Raw genomic sequence first — 17,042 nt, 5'->3', positions numbered from 1 at the left:
CTAAATTAGTACATTTTCAAAACTCCCTGTTTTTATGATTGTTCCACGAAACTCTAATCCGTTGTTATGCGCTAAAAAGATGGCCGATTTTGAAGATCAAAAGCTCAGACCTTCACAAATGCAACATGGGTGATCTATATTCACCCTTTATTTACGCATGCCCAATTCTCCATCTCCCGGCCACCGGCTCCTTCATCATCCTCTTCTTCTCTTTAACTACAGGATGAAATCCTGCCAATTCATGAGTCAGAGTGAGAAAACTGAATCATTTCGAGGGAGTGTAACAGAAATTGCTTGATTATTGGCAAATCGGGTGGATTTATCTCAAAAGGAATTTCCTTATAATTAAAAAAAACGTAATTCTATCACTTCTTCTCTATTCTTTTCTAAAGTGCCGATATAATCATTACATAAATAAGCAGTCACAACATTATACACTTCGTCTCCATGAGGATATTTGTAATAAAACTCGTCGCCTGAAACACATCAAACAATGTTAATGAATTTGCGATTAAACCTGTCTCCTCTAATAGTTCTCTCTTAGCTACCTCTGGGAGGGTCTCTCCTAACTCTAATGAGCCACCAGGTAACCCCCATAAGCCATTGTCGGTTCTGCGTTGTAATAAATGCATCCGCATCACAAAAAGCCGCCATAGGATTCAAGATCAAGCTGACCGTTTCCTGTCAGCAAGGCAACGATATTTCTATTCTCATATTGACGACACATTTTTTTAATCGCATTTATTGTATAAGAGCTTTCCGGTGAAGCGATGATCCCTTCATTCCTAGCGAGTTCAATAGCCGAAGCCATGGCCTCCGTTTCATCAAAGGCTTGAGCCTCAATGATGCCTTGATTGACAAAGTGGGATACGATCGGAGCCGCAGCATGATAGCGCAAACCAGAAGCGTGCATTGCTGGTGGTCTAAAATCATACCCCAAGGAATACATCAGCAGTTTACTGCCCCCTCCTTCTCCATCTGCATAATCGTAACCATATTCACCTTTGGTAAGCGTTGGAATGGCTGTAGATTCAGTACAAATCACACGTTCCAACCGTTCTCCATAATAATCTACAAGTGGTAGGGCAAAGCCGCCAAAAGAACTGCCACCGCCTACACAGCCAATCACGATATCCGGTTCTATATTGTGACTGGTAAGCTGGTCTATTACCTCTAATCCAATTACAGTATTGTAGGTAAGCACGAAATCAAATAATGAGCCTGCAATGTTAATACTACCATTCGCTTGTGCAATTTCTTCCAGTACCTCAGATGTTGCAAATGCGATAGAACCGTTTCTTTCACCTCTAGCCAGAAATACCCTTCCTGCCTCTGTTTGATCACTTGGCGAAGCTATAACGTCCGCTCCGTACATTTTCATCATAAGGACCCTTAGCTTCTTTAATTCATAAGAACTGCGGACCATATAGACTTTACAATTTAAACCAGTCAGTTTTGCAGCAAGTGCCGCTGCAACACCTGTTTGACCTGCACCCGTTTCGGTAATTACAGCCGTTTTACCCTCCACTGAACCATAGTAAGCTTGCGGTAAAGCTGAAGTGATCTTAAAGCTCCCATTGCTTAAAGTATCTTCACGTTTGATATATATCCGATTAGTTGTCCCCCAAGCTTTTTCTAAGCGGTATGCACGCTGCAATGGCGTTTGGCGGCCAACCATACGGTAGCTTTGTTTAACTGGTTCTGGGATGCCGATCCAACGCTCCTTAGATATAGCATGTTCGATAACCTGAGCCGGGTGATATTTCCGGTACTCTTCGACCTCTTCATATTTATATATTTTCTGTAACTGTTCTTCCGTGAGCAAACTCCTTACATTAAGCCACTGATTGATCATTAGACATGAGCTCCTTTTAATGAACCCGCACAAGCGCACCTGCATTGTTCGGGTTCGATTTTAGTCAGTACAACTCCCAGAACTGCAGTCATTCTTTCTACGGAGGCTGCAAAGTTGTTAACAACGTCTTCATGTGTAGTGGGAAGATCTGGATGGTCCTGACTATTCAGCACACAGGCCATATCTGTAACAACTCCAAGTGACATATAGCATATTCCACGTTCACGGGCCAATACTGCTTCTGGATATCCAGTCATAGAGATGACATCATTTCCTTCGTGATAATAAATCCGGTTCTCAGCACGCGTGTTGAAACGCGGCCCTTGTATAACCAGCATTACCGCTTCATTGTGAAAACGGTATTTAGATGATATGAGGCTCTCTTCCGCAATAACTCTCAAATCTTCACAAAAAGGGTCACTGGCTGAAACATGAACCGTTTCCGGACCGTCAAAAAAGGTATCCTGTCGTCCCCATGTTCTGTTCACAAACTGATGGGATAGCACAAAATCTCCTGAGACCATAGCAGGATTCAAGCTACCCACTGCGTGTGTCGCTATCAATTTTCGTACACCAAGGTTATAAAATGCCTGGATATTGGCTCTGTAATTAACTTTGTGCGGGGGAATCTCATGCTTTATTCCATGCCTGGCAATGAAATATACCTGTTTGCCAGCAATAACACCAGACTGAATGGCCGAGGATGGATCTCCATATGGTGTTGTCATCATAAAAGAGTCATGATGCTCCAATAATTGATAGAGCCCGCTTCCCCCAATAATCCCAACTGCATTATCCATTATGTGTTAACTCCTTAATATTCACCGATTAAAACAAGCGGAAGCCATTCTACGCCGAATTGTTCGCGCAAATTGTGACCAGCCTGTTCTTGACGGTCAACGATTGATGAATACCCTTCCACTTCTATGCCCAGTTCGTGTAATATTTCACAACATCTTGCCGCAGCTGAACCTGCACCCGTCACATCGTCAATCAGCAGCACTCGACTGCCTGAAGGTAGATTTCCTTCAATAATGCTGGATTTTCCGAAAGGTTTAAGTTCTTTGCGAATCATGAAGCCGTGCAGGCCCTTTCCTCTTAAAAAGCTCAAAGTCATAATCGCGCCAATAAGCGGTAGGGCAGCGCTGCAAGGGTAATTAACTCAGGCTGGTACAGCAAACATGCGGTTCCACATAGACATCGCAAGTCCCACCTGATCGACGACATTTGTAGAGCAGGCTCAATAATCTCTCTATAATGCTGCAAGCGGTCTGCGAACATGTACATTTGCAGGGCGTTGTAATCAACCAGATGACGTTTTTCAGGTTCATAAATAAAAGTTTTAAAAATATGAAGCTGACGCATTTCTGGCGTTGGCTACATAGTTAAAAGAACCTCCTTCCCTTCATTACGTAACTTTTCCGCAAGCATTTCTATCATTGTGGTTTTGCCTACACCATTATTCCTAGTTTTTTATTCATAGCCAGACCGATCCCTGCAATCCGATTGTATCCATTAAAATCTCCTGTAAAGAAGCATTGGAAGCTCCAAGAGTACAAAATTTTTGCTGAAGAGTAATTTCGGTGATATTTCCTTGTGTAGTCAGTAGTGTGATGGAAGTCCCCTTCTCAGTAGTAACCCAACCTCCCGCTTCCTCAAGAATCAGGGATGAAGCAAGAACATCAACCAGTTTCGCCGTATAGCTGATATCAACAAAAACCGAAGCAGCACCACTCGCCAAACAGCAGAGATCCAGTGCCGCACATCCCATAGCCCTGTAGCTCTTAAGCTGAAGAATTACCCTTTTCATGGCTTGCAGCCCCCATTCCGTCTTTGCTAATCCAACAAATATGCCGTCTCCCTGATTCAGCCGTTGCTGCATCAAAGTATGGATCGGCTGTCCGTTTCGAAATGCGCCTTTTCCTTTGATAGCAGTGTATTCATGACCATTAGCTAAATTAATTACATATGCCCCACATACTTCGCCATTCTCGTCCAAAATAGCTATTGAACAGGCGTAGTAAGATAAACCCATAGTAAAATTTTTAGTACCGTCCAGAGGATCAAGGATTACAGTAAACCTCCCCCGGTTAAAGTCCAGATAACCACTTTCTTCACTGATAATATTACGGACAGCCGGAATACCCTTAAAAAAGTTTAGACAAAGTTCTTCAAGTACGAGATCAATCATCAAACTTCTTTCACCATAAGCATTAACCTCTTGAACGCTAAATAATGTTTTTTGATTTAGACAAGCCACTTGTTTGAGTGCATAACCCAATTTCGTACATTCCCTTATAATCTCATGAACTTGTTCAATGCTGTCAGCCATGATCTCACCTTCTTTTATTAATGTAAGAAACACCTTTCCTTTGAGAAAAGAAGGGTACAGTCAGTTTCCACCGCTAACAATTACTGTACAATTAGTCTTTACTGAGCATGCGATATGCCAAGCCATAAGTACATCCTCTTCCAGCAATTTGGCATGATGATGGCAGAACCATGGATGTCCAGCAACTATGATTCCGAAAAGAAACTAACTTTATTAGTTGTTATAAGAATTATATAAATTTTATAACTCTAATAAATCACAGATAATGTCCTCATCAAAACGCATAAAAGCGGAATTCCATAAGGAATCCCGCTCAATAAAATTCATAGCCTAAATTTAGACACAAGAACATGATGAAAGCACACTGAAGAAAATCTCGTGAACAAACAAAGCATGGTTTTATATTGAAGTTAGATCCCCCATAGTCAGATAATCCGGTAGAAATGCTCAGGCCTTATTTCTGAGCATATATGAGAGCTATTGAATTTATTTACATTATATTAGCACTATATTCTTTCATTTGTAAATAGATTCCACTCATTGTACAATTTTACCTATCGTAACAAACGCCGGGCATCCTTCATCAAAGATCATCCGTACTTGTTTCACTCTGAAAGAAGTGGCTCACTTGAACTTCTGAAAACCGTACATGGGACGTGGTCATCTAAGCAATTGGCGAAGCCGCCGCGTAACATGATTACACTATTGTAGGATTGGGTGATATAAGGGATAGTATGAATAGCGCACCTACCCATCCTAACAAAGCACCGCTGACTCTATCAATACTCATGATTCATGACTCTTTTCCATTCTATTCAAACGTGAATTCTCAAAAGACCACTCTACGACTTGATCTTCAAACTGTCTAAATACGTCCTCCTGCAATCCCATATGAAAAAAGCTCTGGAAATACATGGGCTTTAACTATTCATCCTTTCTGTCCTTTAGTTGAGATCTATTAAAGTCCTGAACCGTCTCTAGATAATCCGTAAGGACTGAGCCAGAAATCCGTTCCACTTTTTCATCGCAAGCACTGAAAGATGATTTACCCGTTTTCTCCAAGTGCTCCCTAATGATCATCAGTTCTTGTTCTACGGCAGCTGTTATTTTCGTTGATTTCTTCAACTTCCGGTACACCATATCCTCCTTCATTTGCTCTTGCTTTAAGTACATACATTCAAGCCTTTTAAACTCCATTTTGTAATGCATTTGAATGATTTGCTCTTCATTGGCTTCTATTTTTTGAAAACAACGAATGTCGCTCTTCTTTAATTGCGTCAATTTCTCGTGCCTTTTTCACCAGACGCTGGGCAATGCTTAATAATTTCCCCATTCCACTTGCTCCTATCTTCTTTCTAATGACTTCCAGACTCTGCTTCAGAATATTTCAATTTGAATGAGTTCAGATTATGAATTTGTTCCTTATATACAATTTATAAAGGCTATAATGATAATGTTTGCTTCATTCCAGATCTACTTTGTCTTGTAGGCATGCCCAAGCAGCATCAGCAATCGCAATTTCTACTCTCTCCCGTTCATCCGGGTCTGTAACAAGATGGTCATCGCAGATATGAACCTTTGTCTCACCAAATGTATAGGTTGCAACAATCATGCCAGCACCCCCCTGGCCTTATGTGTATGCCGGGATGATCGAGGGACAACCATGATTTCTCACCCCCTTTTTTTAATTTTTTGAATAACAATAATTCAAAATTAAATTGTTCATTTTACGAACATCTTAATGAAGACGGTTGGGCAGTGGTGAGCTGATCGACCAAGTAAAAAAAAGGAGAGTGAAGAAGAAAGCCTAAGTAAGAACAGCGCTAAGGCTTACTACAATCTCACTGCCAAGACGAAAAAGACATCGGCAAAGACCTTGAACGCATGCTTACTGATCTCGAATCAAACGAGGCATTAGCTTTTAACGGGGAACCAATGGATGAAGAAACCAAGCGGTTAGTTGCGATTACACAGCCCCTCAGCAGGATCAACGTTTCACTTGTGCTCATGAATTAGGGCATGTCATTTTACATCCGAACGTGAAGACTCCTTTTCTCCGAAGACACTAAGGCATTAAATTGACTACAATATAAAAAACCAAAAGCAGTCTTGAACTGAAAAAAGTCCTAGACTACCTTTGGTTTATTGAACTAACGTTTCCCGTTAGAGTGCAACAGGAATTGCTTGATTATTGGCAAATCGGGTGGACTTATTTCAAAAGGAATTTCCTTAAAATCAAAAAAGCGTAATTCTATCACTTCTTCTCTATTCTTTTCTAAAGTGCTCATTGGGGAATTCTGCAACAATTGGATTAATCCCTTTTATTAATTTTGAAGCTAAGAATCCTCCGCTATCCTGCTCGTTAGATTAATACCCTCGACAGTCTAGGGCTTTATTTCCCCAGTCTACAACTTCATTTTCTTTCTGCACAATCCACGAAAATCAGTAATTTTTTATACTCATCCCCGTATAATACATCCATAAATATTTTCCTATAACTCAAAGGGGATGTACATAATGGATGTAGCTCTCTACTTGCGAAAATCCAGAGCAGATGAAGATGCTGAGCGGCGCGGCGAAGGCGAGACTCTGGCTAAACATAAGACAGCTTTACTTAAACTTGCCAAACATATGAAAGTAAATATCATTCGGATTCGGGAAGAGATTGTCAGCGGTGAGACCCTAGTCCACCGTCCCGAAATGCTGCAGCTGTTAAAAGAGGTCGAATCAGGTGAGTATGATGCTGTACTGGCTATGGATATTGACCGTTTTGGACGCGGCAATATGCAAGAGCAAGGATTAATCCTGGAGACGTTCCGCTCATCCAAGACTAAAATAATAACTCCACGGAAAACGTATGATCTAATGGATGAATTTGATGAAGAATACAGCGAATTCGAAGCCTTTATGGCCCGTAAAGAACTTAAGATTATTACCCGCCGGATGCAGGGAGGCCGGAAGCGTGCTGCTGAGGAAGGGAATTTCTTGGGGACTCGCCCTCCTTTCGGATACCTGGTCGAGAATCTCCCGGATAGCCGTGGCCGTACTTTAACCCCTCATCCGGAACAGGCTGATATCGTAAGACAAATTTTCTCCTGGTACACCCATGAAGATCCGGAGCAACAGAAAGGCGGCAGTAAAATCGCCTCGGAATTAGAACGTCTTAAGATACCCTCATATAAGGGTGGTAGTTGGTCAGCTTCTTCCGTCTTAACTATTCTTAAGAACGAAGTTTACATTGGAAGAATTCAATGGGGAAAGAAAGAACAAATGAAAAGCAAGGATGGAAGCAAACACCGAACCTCACGCCGTAGGAGCCGCGAAGAGTGGGTTGATGTTCAAGGGAAGCACCAACCCATTATCGACAACGAAACCTTTCTGAAGGCAAATCGGAGGCTCTCAGAACACCACCATTCTCCGCACCAGTTCAACATCGACGGCAAACCACGAATGACTTCAGCACTGGCCGGACTGGTAAAGTGTTCCGAATGCGGAATGACAATAGTTTACCGGTCGTACACCAAACAACCAGCTCATTTCCGCTGCAGTACGGTCGGTTGTCCTACACGCAGCAGCCGTTATGATTCTGTTGAGGCCAGGATTGTCGAAGGACTTGAGGTATGGCTGAACGATTACAAGATCAAGTGGGGTAAGCGCAAGCTTGAAGGTTGTTTCTGGTGTAATCCGGACTTCTCAGACCTAACCTTTTGTTTTTCCTTTTCCTCCTTTATTGTAGTTCGAGGAGATTTTTTTCACGATCAACCCAACAACCTTCATAATTTTATATAGAGACGTAAAATATACATATCATTACAGAAAGCAGAAACGAAACAATACAGTAAAGATAATACTTCGACCAAATTAACGATGAAATGAATAACATTAAACTTATTATTGATATCCCTAAGCTGATCATCCTTGCTTCATCATTACCTGAAAGATACCCATTTAAATTGTATCCTAGAAATCCAGCGCAACTGAAAAATCCCGAAATAAGATTAACTAAAATAGAAATAATAACCTTTATGTATTTCCTAATTTCAAACACCCTTTCACATATATATTGAACATTCATATAGGGAGTTTGATCGTGATAGCGGAAAATGCTTGTACTTTCATTCACGTCTCCAAAGAACCATAGTGAGTTACTTTGAATAAGTTACCTCCACCAATTGAAATTTCCACCTATAACTAAAAACCTGCGTACCTACTCTAATTGGGCTTAAAGCAATAAAAAATATAGTTAGTTTACACCTCCAAATAAACTTTACTTCTTCCCTTGTATCTATCAGCAGATTGAAAATATAGGGATTTATTTCAAATATCACCTATAAATAGGATCATCGGATTTTCACCTTGCTTTATGTATATCTGTTCAGTTTAATTCATATTAATCCATCCTGATAACCATTTTGATTGCATTGGCTGGAACACCGACTTTGTAGCTCCAAAGATCAGATACACGGCCCTCGTCTACAATGGAAAAGCGGAACATGGTCGCACAAGTGGCGCTCCCTTTCGAATATGATCTATGACCGCTGCCGGATCTAGCGCAGCCAGCGGTTCCAGCAGCTGTATCCAGCTCAATTCATAGCTACATTTAGTAATTAGTAGAGATAAAGAAACAAAATAATTATACTGATCGAAAAAATCCTTTTCTAGTACTAATTCCCCCAGGAAGCAGAATAAACATTTCTGCATAATATTCCGGAAAAAGTTCAATAGAAACAACAACCAACAAAGATCAGATTCACGGAGTTGTTCCAAATTCAATAATGATTCTATCACCCAGCTTAAGGACTCTACGGCAATTACCCCTTTTTGGGCCGGCGGGCAATGAGCCTTACCAGCTCCAGCAGAAGGATCGGCAGCGAAACCGAAGAAGGATACGCGAGATAGCGGGGCTCCCAGACTGGAGAGAACTTTTCTTTGTATTTTCTAAGGCCCAGGAATCCATACCAATGGCCTCCATGCTTAAAAACTAAATGGGCAAGCTTCTCTTCCCGGATGGCGGACTGAGTTTGCCCTACGCTTGATAGCGGGGCCATGCCTAAATTAAAGTATGCATACCCCTGTTCCTTTGCCCATTTTAATAGGCTGACAAATAAATGATCCATGGTTCCGTTAGGCGTAACCGGGAGATGGCGCATGAGATCCACTGACAGTGTGTCGCCATTATCATAGCTGGGTGCCAAAGAGGCAAACGCAATGATCTCACCACTTGGACTATACAATAAACTGAGTGTGGATTGCTGCAAGTAGTCCGCATCGAACCAGCCGAGCGAAAATCCCTTTTCCTTTTTTCCATCCAGCCACTTTTGCGAAATTTCATACAGCTGTTTCATTAAATCCTCTGGATGAGGAGGTTGTACGACCTCAAAGCGGAAGCCCTCACGTTCGAACCGGTTAGTAACGCTACGCAGATTTGCGCTTGGTTTACCGCTAAGGGTAAAGTGTTCCAAAGAAACCAAAGCCTCTTCACCCAATTTAAAGAAACGGTAGCCATTCTCATGATAAATTGGAAGGTAATGCGGAGAAACCTGGTAGAACACAACCGTTAAATCATAAAGATCTGCAAAGCGCTGACTTTCCTGAATGGCTTCACTGACCAAATTCTCTTTACCTATGGGATCACCAAGAACGACGAATTCCCTGCGGACAATGGCATAGGGGATCAACACCTGATCGTTGCATGCCCAAAAAAAGCTTTTATCTCCGGCAAATAATACGTGGGTCAGCAGGTTGCCTTGTTCGTGCTCAAGGAATCTGTGCAATCTGGCCCGTTCTGCAGCAGAAGCCCCTTTATTGGCTAACCGGTTTGGCCTAAGAATGAAAAAAAGTGTGATCAGCAGCCAAGCCATTACCAGACCTGCAATTGCAGCCGCAGCATGCTGTTTCGGATTAATAAGCCACATTAGCTTCGCACTCGAAGACCAATGCTTAAGGATCGCAGGCGGAATCCCCGTAGCAATCAAATCGTAGACATAGGCAGCCAGAAGCGTTACAAGCCCCCAAAGGGCTGCTTTTCCTTGATCAAAGGGTGTAGCGACTCTGAAAAACCGGTTTCGTGATATCCAAAGCAGCAATGCCACGATGAGCAGGAAGATCGCTTCCTCAAAATCAAACGCCTTGGTAAATGTGAACAGTGCACCGGCACAAAGAAAGAATAGAGTCAGCCGGTACGCCCGCTTTACCCGATGCGAAATCCCCCAGGAAAGTACGAGCAGCAATAGGCCAATGATTACACTTAATTGATGGGACAACCTCATCAGTGGAGCCGACAGCAGCTCCTCGGTAAATTGCAGCCGATTGAGCAGACCGGGTGTAGCGGCAGAGAGTAAAAGCACGATGCCACTTGCAAATACAAGCTTGCCCAGCGACCAAGCCCCGATCTCCCCGACAACTCCGAGCCGGGTTGGAAATTGCCATATCTTTTGCCAGTTGTTCAACACGCTCTCGAAGCCCACATTGTCCCGCCCGCTCTCTCCTTCACGCTCCCTGGCAAAATCAAATGCAGCTAGAATAAGACCGATCACCCAAGGGAAAAGGTAGTACAGCAAACGGAATAGAACAAGGACGGCAGCCGTCTTGTCGGATGGGTAACCCAATTGTTGGAGTCCCAGCAGAGCGGTTAAATCGAAGCCGCCGATACCGCCCGGAGCCATACTGAGCAGGCCGGTAATCGCTGAGAGTGTATAGATGCCAAGTGCCTGAGCAAGAGAAAGTGCAGGAAGAAAGCAGGAGCCGATGAGCCAGAAGGAAATTCCCGCAAAAGCCCACTCCAATAAGGAAGCGCCAACAGAGGCTACGATTGTAGCTGCATTCATCCGGGGCAGGTTCCGGTTCAACCACTTTGCGTAAAATGACGTACGCTGCAATATCAAGTACCCAGGTAAATACAAGGCGGTTGCCCATACCGCATAGATCGTCCAGGGATGCGATTGTAGGACAGGCTTCATAGGCAATACGCCGAGAATGCCAGCCCATGAGAGTACAGAAAGTCCGGTTATTGTAATTGTGGAGAGGAAAGCGATGGATGCAGTAATGGTCTTCGCAGGAATTTTCCGCTTTCGGTATAGGAATGTCCGCAAAGCGGCTCCGGCAATCCCGGAGAAGCCGATGACACTATTGGAGGTATTAGCGATCCATGAATATCGAAAGGTCTCCCAGAAACGGAGTGGAATACAGAAATGACGCCGGAGAACAAAATCGTATAGACTAACCGCCGCAACCGAGATCAGCGCAAATCCAAACAGTAGAAGTACAGTCGCCGGCTTCATACGGTGAAGAATGTGAAGAGTGCCGACCCAGTCAATTCTTCGGAATTCCTTCTTCCCCTCCCAGTAAATGAACAGAATCACCGCTGCAGGAATAATGATCTGAACCAGCTTATAGCGGTAAAGAGCTGAGAAAAGCTGTACAATCTGCAATCGTCGAAGAATTTCCCCGAACCTTTTCATAGGCACCCCTCGCTTTCTCCACCTATGCTTCCCATTTTTATAGTGCTTAATCCACATTACCAGGCAGCTTCAGCCGCAGATCAGCGGTGAAGAACAGCCGGTAGATCAGCATGCTCAGCAGCATGCTCGTAATTGCCGCAGACGCGGTGAAGGAGAACACAATAAGAATCTGGTAACGCACGGCTATTACCGGATCGGCTCCGGCAATAATCATCCCGGTCATCATTCCGGGGAGCTGAACAAGGCCCACCGTCTTCATGCCGTCAATCGTAGGGATCATACTGAATTTCACGGCTCTCGCCCTAACCTTCTGCATGGCCTGCTGAGCCGTGGCTCCAAGCGACAGCAGCGTTTCGATTTCTCCCTTGTTCTGCTGCATTTCATGCTTGAGGTGGTTGATGAACAGCCCGGAGACGACCATTGCACTGCCGATGGTCATTCCGCTGATTGGAATGATATACTGCGGTGTGGCTTTGATAATATGCAGGCCAAGCAGTATCCCCATCATCAAAAGCTCCATAGCTAAAATCGCCACAGCAATTCTCCAGACCAGTCCGGGCAATCCCTTCCCTCTCTTGGCTGCATTCCATGAGGCGACACCGATCATAAAGACAATAATCAAGACGACATAAATCATATGCTCAGCCTGGAAAATAAACTGCAGCACGTAACCAACTGCCAGGAGCTGAATCGCTGACCGTATGGTTCCAACGGCAATATCTTTTTCCAGGCCGAGCTTTTGCCAGATGGAGACCAGCATGGTTCCCATAACAAACAGAAGGGTAAAGCTTAGTGCGGTTAGTGTCATGAATGCACGGCTCCTCCCACGGGCTGATCAAAGAAAGCAGCACTGCTGTATTCCTGCATCCCGCCTTTGTCTATAACCCAGGTTCGATTGCTGATTCTATGGGCCTGCTCCAGATCATGGGTGACCCAAATCAGGGTTGTTCCTTCTTCCTTATGCCGGTTCATCAACAGTGCTTCGACCTTCCTTGTACTGTCTATATCCAGTGAGGCTGTGGCCTCATCCAGCAAAAGAATGCTTGGCCGAAGCAGCAGCGTGCGGATCAATGAGATGCGTTGTTTCTCCCCGCCGGAGCAATCCTCTGCTTTTTTGGCAAGGTCCAAGTGGTCAAGTCCAAGCTGTTCCATAAGCTGTGTACCAAGTGCAGCATCATAGGGCTGTCCATGCAGTCTGCTGATCGTACGCAAATTATCCTCGATGCTGCCTGGCAGCATTACCGCTTGTTGGGCCACATAAGCAACCGCCATTCGCCATTCACGCGGATTTGAATTTTTAAATGAAGCGCCGTTCAGCAGCAAATCTCCTTCATCTGGTATGTCCAGCAAGGCCAATATCCGCAGCAGTGTGCTTTTCCCCTGTCCAGAAGCGCCGATAAGCGCAACCCGCTCCGGCTTGGTGATTTCAGCAGAGATACGTGAGAACAAATACCTGCTCTCCCCCTGCGCTCCAGCCTCCCAATTGAATTTGGCCAGATTATGTATTTCAAATACAGCACTCACAGTGCATCTCTCCTCTCATTAAATCTATCAATAATCAGCACCCTATATTATAAGCATTCAGTCCATCACATACATGAGGCTAGTTAATAAAGTTTTAATAAATGGAGTTTAGTATGAAGAGTATTCCAGTAGGCTGCCCAGAAAAGAGGAGGAAATATGTTTAAATCGAAATTAATCATAGCTTCAATAGCTTTATGTACTTTGGGAGCGAGTTCCCTCGTTCATCCCAGATCAGCAACTGCTGCCCAGCCGGTCCCGGCTTCAAAATCTGCGTATGATCATATTGTCATAGTAATCGAAGAAAATCATTCCTCACGGAAAATTCTGAATAACTCTTCAGCTCCATATATGAACAGCTTGGCTAAACAAGGATTGAGCCTCACCAATCACTATGCCATCACGCATCCAAGTCAGCCGAATTATATTGAGCTGTTCTCCGGCTCCAATCAGGGTGTAACAGACGACTTGTCCCATCCCCCGACGAACCATGCCAATTTGGCTTCTGAGCTTATTAGTCACGGGTATACCTTTGGCGGCTATTCAGAAGGCCTGCCCGAGGTGGGATATACCGGTCCTTATGACCTGAGAACAAAATATGCAAGAAAACATAACCCTTGGGTCAATTTCTCCAATCTGCCGTCCAGCATCAACATGCCGTTAACCAGCTTTCCCAAGGATTTCAATCAGCTCCCGACCGTTTCTTTTGTCATACCGAATCTAAATAATGACATGCATGACGGCAGCATTAAGACTGCGGACCAGTGGCTCAAGAGTCATCTGTCTGCCTATGCCGGCTGGGCCGCTAACAACAATAGTCTTCTTATCGTTACCTGGGATGAAGATGATATGAGTGAGCATAACAAAATACCAACCTTTATAGTTGGCGCTAAGGTCAAGAAAGGCTCTTATACCATAAAAACTAATCATTACTCATTGCTCCGCACCCTTGAAGATATGTATGGACTGAACACCCTTGGGAAAAGCAAAGATGCCCAGCCCATCAAAATAAGGTAAGAATGCAGAACAAACCTTAAATTATTTGCTGATCAGATAGATTAAAAATACTGCAGCAAGCACAAACCGGTAGTACGCAAACGGTGCGAGCTTCAGCCGTTCAAGCAGCTTCAGGAAGGTAATCACGGCGAGTAGGGCAAGGGCAAAGGCGACAATAAATCCGGTGATAAAAAATCCGGCGTCGGCTGCCGTTAGGGTATGGTAGCTTTTTAGCAGCTCATAACCGCTTGCGGCTACCATCATCGGAATGGCAATGAGGAAGGAGAAATTGGTTGCCGCTTTGTAGCCCGCACCTGCCAGCAGGCCCCCGGCAATCGTTGCTCCCGAACGGGAGAAGCCCGGCCATAAGGACAGGCACTGGAACAAACCGATGGTGATCGCTTGCTTGTAGGATAGCTGATCAATATTCTCTGCCTGTACTGCAGTGCGTTTGTATTGACCAAGCAGCATGAACAAGCCTCCCATAACAAGTCCTGCGAGCACTGTATAGGGAGAGAACAAATACGTTTTGATGAAGGAATGCAGGACGAGTCCCAGCACCATAGCAGGCAAGCAGGCCAGGATAACATGGATCAGGTTCAATTTCTGCTTCGCATTCGTATTTCCATTCTCGGAATCCACTTTTACTAATCCCAGCAAGCCAAGAATCCGCCGCCAGTAAATGACTGCCACGGCAAGAATGGCTCCAAGCTGAATAATGATTTCGAAGGTCTCTGCTTTTTCTCCTTTGAATCCAAGGAGCTCTCCGCTTAAGATGAGATGGCCTGTGGAGGATACCGGCAGAAATTCTGTAATCCCCTCGACAATGCCTTGAATGATAGCAATGATGTAATCATGCATGTATAGCTGGCTCCTCTCTGCTGTAATTATTGATAGGGCTATTCATAGAAGCGCGGATAAGAACAATACTGCTCTTATCCGCGTCTTTCTAATATTTTCACAAAAAAGTTGTCAGCTACTCCGGCTTATTCGTGATGTCTGCCCTCATGATCGTCCTTCACCTGCACCACTTGCTTACCTGTTAAGTCAACCGAATCAGGAGTTGTTCCATTAATAGCAGACAACTGGACATCCAGGCTAGCAGTTAATGTATGTGAAGCTCCTTGGGCATCCTGTCCGGTAAAAGTGATGTCAAATTGCTGGCGCTGAATTTCATTGGCAGGACTAATTACCGCATGCAAGCTGAGGCTTTGAATCTGGACGCCATTTGTCAGAGCAATATCCTTGGCGTTAAACAGACTTTGCCGAAACAGCTTCTCAGGATCGCTTGGCTTCGCTGCTCTACCGCTCTCAGTGGAACGCTCCCATTTGGACTGTTCCGAAAGATGTTTGAAAGCAACCGGTGCGAGGGCTTGCACCACAGCCGGGATTTGTGCGTTGTCTAGCTGGAGTGAAATATCCTTGGAACCGTCCTCTCCCGTAGTGGATGTGATCTCATTCTTCAAATTTCCGATCAATGCATCAATGACCGTCTCTGCCTGGGAGCTGAACCAAGCCTTGTCCTTGGTCTCCATCCCTGCTTTCCGATGATCCTCCCTATCCTTGTCCTGCTTCACATAATAAATATCCGAAGCATCGCTCTTCCAGACTTGCCCGTCAGGCTGACTGTAAAGACTGATAGTCTGGGCATTTGTTTTCCCGCTGATCTTGACGGTTCCGCTCACGGCTTCATTTTGCCGACTTGCCTTCAAGTTGCTCTGGGCCTGGCTAATCAGGGAACCATTGTCCTTAAGAACCGCATCTGCCTGAACCGTAACACTTGTCAGATTCTGCGTGGTATTCTTGAGCGCAGCCTTGTAATCATCATAACCCGAGGTCCCTGCAAACGCAGTAAGTCCAGTAGCTAACATTACAGCACCGCTAATCCCAACTGCACTTCCGGTCAATAGCCACTTCTTCTTCATTCTTGAACCTTCCTTCCAATGCTGAATTTTCTTGCAATCCAAGCCTAAGCGATAATCCTAAATTCGCAATGAAGAGACTATTAAATAAATCTTAAATTATTAGGCACTACAGGATTCAGATTGGAATTCTTAATTCCATATGAACTCTGAGAATCTATAGTAAAACCTGGTCTTTCTTGGTTTTCGTCAAGTAAAGGACCAGTCCCAGGATGATTGCGATAAAGATGATACTGGTACCGGTAGTACCCAGCTGGAGTCCGCCTTCGCTGCGGGGCTGCGACAGATAATCACCCAGCGACGCTCCCAAAGGGCGGGTCAGTATATAAGCCATCCAGAAGGCTGTGACAGCGTTCAGCTTGAGGCGAAAGTGCGCCAGCGTTACGGCACCAATCAGTGCGGCAAAAATGACTGCCGAAATCCAGTACCCGAGATCCAGACTTTCGGCAACAAGATCTCCGGCTGCGGTACCCAGGGCAAACGTAAAGAGAATGGCCAGCCAGTAAAAGGCTTCCCGTTTTTTTGTGGTAATCGAATGGATCGACAGGGTCTTCTCATTGGCGTACCAAGCCACAAAGGTTACAACCAGCGCCAGTGAGAAGTAAATTGTCGTTGATTCCAGTGGCACTCCGAGATTGTCTACAAGGTTGTCAGTAATCAGTGTCCCCACTACGCTGATCAGTACGACGGCCAGCCAATATAACGAGGGTACGTATTTGGTAGAGGACATCTGAAAGAAGAGTGAGATGATCAGCAGGCCGGTGATCACCAGGGTGGTGAGCGTTAAGCCCCAATTCAGGTTGAAATTCAGAAAGTCTGCTGCTGTTTCTCCCACCGTGGTGGCCATAATTTTAATGATCCAGAAAAAAATCGTAACCTGTGGAACCTTGCTCCATATTTGGCGTTCATTCATATCCAATGCTTCTGCTCCTATCATTGAAGGACTCCCCTTTCAT

At 44.5% G+C, this 17,042-nt stretch carries 16 protein-coding genes, 1 pseudogene and 1 riboswitch; of the genes and pseudogenes, 3 read left to right on the top strand and 14 right to left on the bottom strand.

All coding sequences use genetic code 11. The features are described from left to right. Positions 1–422: 422 nt before the first annotated feature. The 8 genes from A3848_RS32800 to A3848_RS32145 form a co-directional block, all read right to left on the bottom strand. Entirely contained in the window at positions 423–632 is a 210-nt protein-coding gene (locus A3848_RS32800; RefSeq protein WP_244169747.1) for an NUDIX domain-containing protein, read from the bottom strand. Between the two features lie 5 nt (positions 633–637). Then, positions 638–1,855 (bottom strand): TrpB-like pyridoxal phosphate-dependent enzyme, encoded by a 1,218-nt coding sequence (locus A3848_RS05675; protein ID WP_074083987.1) that lies wholly within the window; start codon positions 1,853–1,855, stop codon positions 638–640. Beyond that, positions 1,855–2,655, bottom strand: a complete 801-nt coding sequence (locus A3848_RS05670; protein WP_074083986.1) for an MTAP family purine nucleoside phosphorylase — start codon at positions 2,653–2,655, stop codon at positions 1,855–1,857. Before A3848_RS05670 ends, A3848_RS05675 begins: the two co-directional genes overlap by 1 nt. Positions 2,656–2,669: 14 nt before the next feature. Continuing rightward, entirely contained in the window at positions 2,670–2,966 is a 297-nt protein-coding gene (locus A3848_RS05665) for a hypothetical protein (RefSeq protein ID WP_178381913.1), read from the bottom strand. Positions 2,967–2,968: 2 nt separating this feature from the next. Next, positions 2,969–3,220: a hypothetical protein gene (locus A3848_RS32150; RefSeq protein ID WP_074083984.1), complete on the bottom strand. Its 252-nt coding sequence runs from the start codon at positions 3,218–3,220 to the stop codon at positions 2,969–2,971. 112 nt (positions 3,221–3,332) lie between these two features. Then, on the bottom strand, positions 3,333–4,187 hold the full coding sequence (locus A3848_RS05655) for an inositol monophosphatase family protein (RefSeq protein ID WP_074083983.1): 855 nt from the start codon (positions 4,185–4,187) through the stop codon (positions 3,333–3,335). 402 nt (positions 4,188–4,589) lie between these two features. Continuing rightward, positions 4,590–4,681: riboswitch (purine riboswitch) on the bottom strand. Positions 4,682–5,111: 430 nt separating this feature from the next. After that, positions 5,112–5,468: a hypothetical protein gene (locus A3848_RS05650; RefSeq protein ID WP_074083982.1), complete on the bottom strand. Its 357-nt coding sequence runs from the start codon at positions 5,466–5,468 to the stop codon at positions 5,112–5,114. A 181-nt stretch (positions 5,469–5,649) separates the two neighbouring features. Beyond that, positions 5,650–5,799 carry a hypothetical protein gene (locus tag A3848_RS32145; protein ID WP_178381912.1) on the bottom strand — a complete coding sequence of 50 codons (150 nt, stop codon included), beginning with the start codon at positions 5,797–5,799 and terminating at the stop codon, positions 5,650–5,652. A gap of 367 nt (positions 5,800–6,166) precedes the next feature. Between A3848_RS32145 and A3848_RS33395 the strand changes: the two are divergent. Both A3848_RS33395 and A3848_RS05640 read left to right on the top strand, forming a co-directional pair. Continuing rightward, positions 6,167–6,256 (top strand): annotated as a pseudogene (locus A3848_RS33395) (ImmA/IrrE family metallo-endopeptidase); the annotation flags it as partial. Between the two features lie 448 nt (positions 6,257–6,704). Beyond that, entirely contained in the window at positions 6,705–7,976 is a 1,272-nt protein-coding gene (locus A3848_RS05640; protein WP_074083981.1) for a recombinase family protein, read from the top strand. 1,022 nt (positions 7,977–8,998) lie between these two features. Here A3848_RS05640 and mprF read toward each other — a convergent pair. The 3 genes from mprF to A3848_RS05625 are packed head-to-tail and all read right to left on the bottom strand — an operon-like array spanning position 8,999 to position 13,171. After that, complete coding sequence (mprF, locus tag A3848_RS05635) at positions 8,999–11,647, bottom strand: bifunctional lysylphosphatidylglycerol flippase/synthetase MprF (RefSeq protein WP_074084058.1); 2,649 nt, start codon at positions 11,645–11,647, stop codon at positions 8,999–9,001. Positions 11,648–11,693: 46 nt separating this feature from the next. Continuing rightward, positions 11,694–12,455 (bottom strand): ABC transporter permease, encoded by a 762-nt coding sequence (locus A3848_RS05630; RefSeq protein ID WP_074083980.1) that lies wholly within the window; start codon positions 12,453–12,455, stop codon positions 11,694–11,696. Further along, the gene (locus tag A3848_RS05625) at positions 12,452–13,171 is read right to left on the bottom strand and encodes an ABC transporter ATP-binding protein (protein ID WP_074083979.1); all 720 of its coding nucleotides are present in this window, start codon (positions 13,169–13,171) and stop codon (positions 12,452–12,454) included. Before A3848_RS05625 ends, A3848_RS05630 begins: the two co-directional genes overlap by 4 nt. Before the next feature lie 156 nt (positions 13,172–13,327). Between A3848_RS05625 and A3848_RS05620 the strand changes: the two genes are divergently transcribed. After that, positions 13,328–14,185 (top strand): alkaline phosphatase family protein, encoded by an 858-nt coding sequence (locus A3848_RS05620; protein WP_074083978.1) that lies wholly within the window; start codon positions 13,328–13,330, stop codon positions 14,183–14,185. 21 nt (positions 14,186–14,206) lie between these two features. Here the strand turns inward: A3848_RS05620 and bacA are convergent, their stop codons facing one another. The 3 genes from bacA to A3848_RS05605 form a co-directional block, all read right to left on the bottom strand. Next, complete coding sequence (gene bacA / locus A3848_RS05615; RefSeq protein ID WP_074083977.1) at positions 14,207–15,025, bottom strand: undecaprenyl-diphosphate phosphatase; 819 nt, start codon at positions 15,023–15,025, stop codon at positions 14,207–14,209. Positions 15,026–15,150: 125 nt separating this feature from the next. Continuing rightward, positions 15,151–16,089: a hypothetical protein gene (locus tag A3848_RS05610; RefSeq protein WP_074083976.1), complete on the bottom strand. Its 939-nt coding sequence runs from the start codon at positions 16,087–16,089 to the stop codon at positions 15,151–15,153. A gap of 154 nt (positions 16,090–16,243) precedes the next feature. Beyond that, entirely contained in the window at positions 16,244–17,023 is a 780-nt protein-coding gene (locus tag A3848_RS05605; protein ID WP_074083975.1) for a COG4705 family protein, read from the bottom strand. Positions 17,024–17,042 lie beyond the last annotated feature (19 nt).

The organism is Paenibacillus sp. P32E (genome assembly GCF_001909085.1).
GTDB lineage: Bacteria > Bacillota > Bacilli > Paenibacillales > Paenibacillaceae > Paenibacillus_AQ > Paenibacillus_AQ helianthi.
This window is presented reverse-complemented; position numbering and strand designations above follow the sequence as displayed.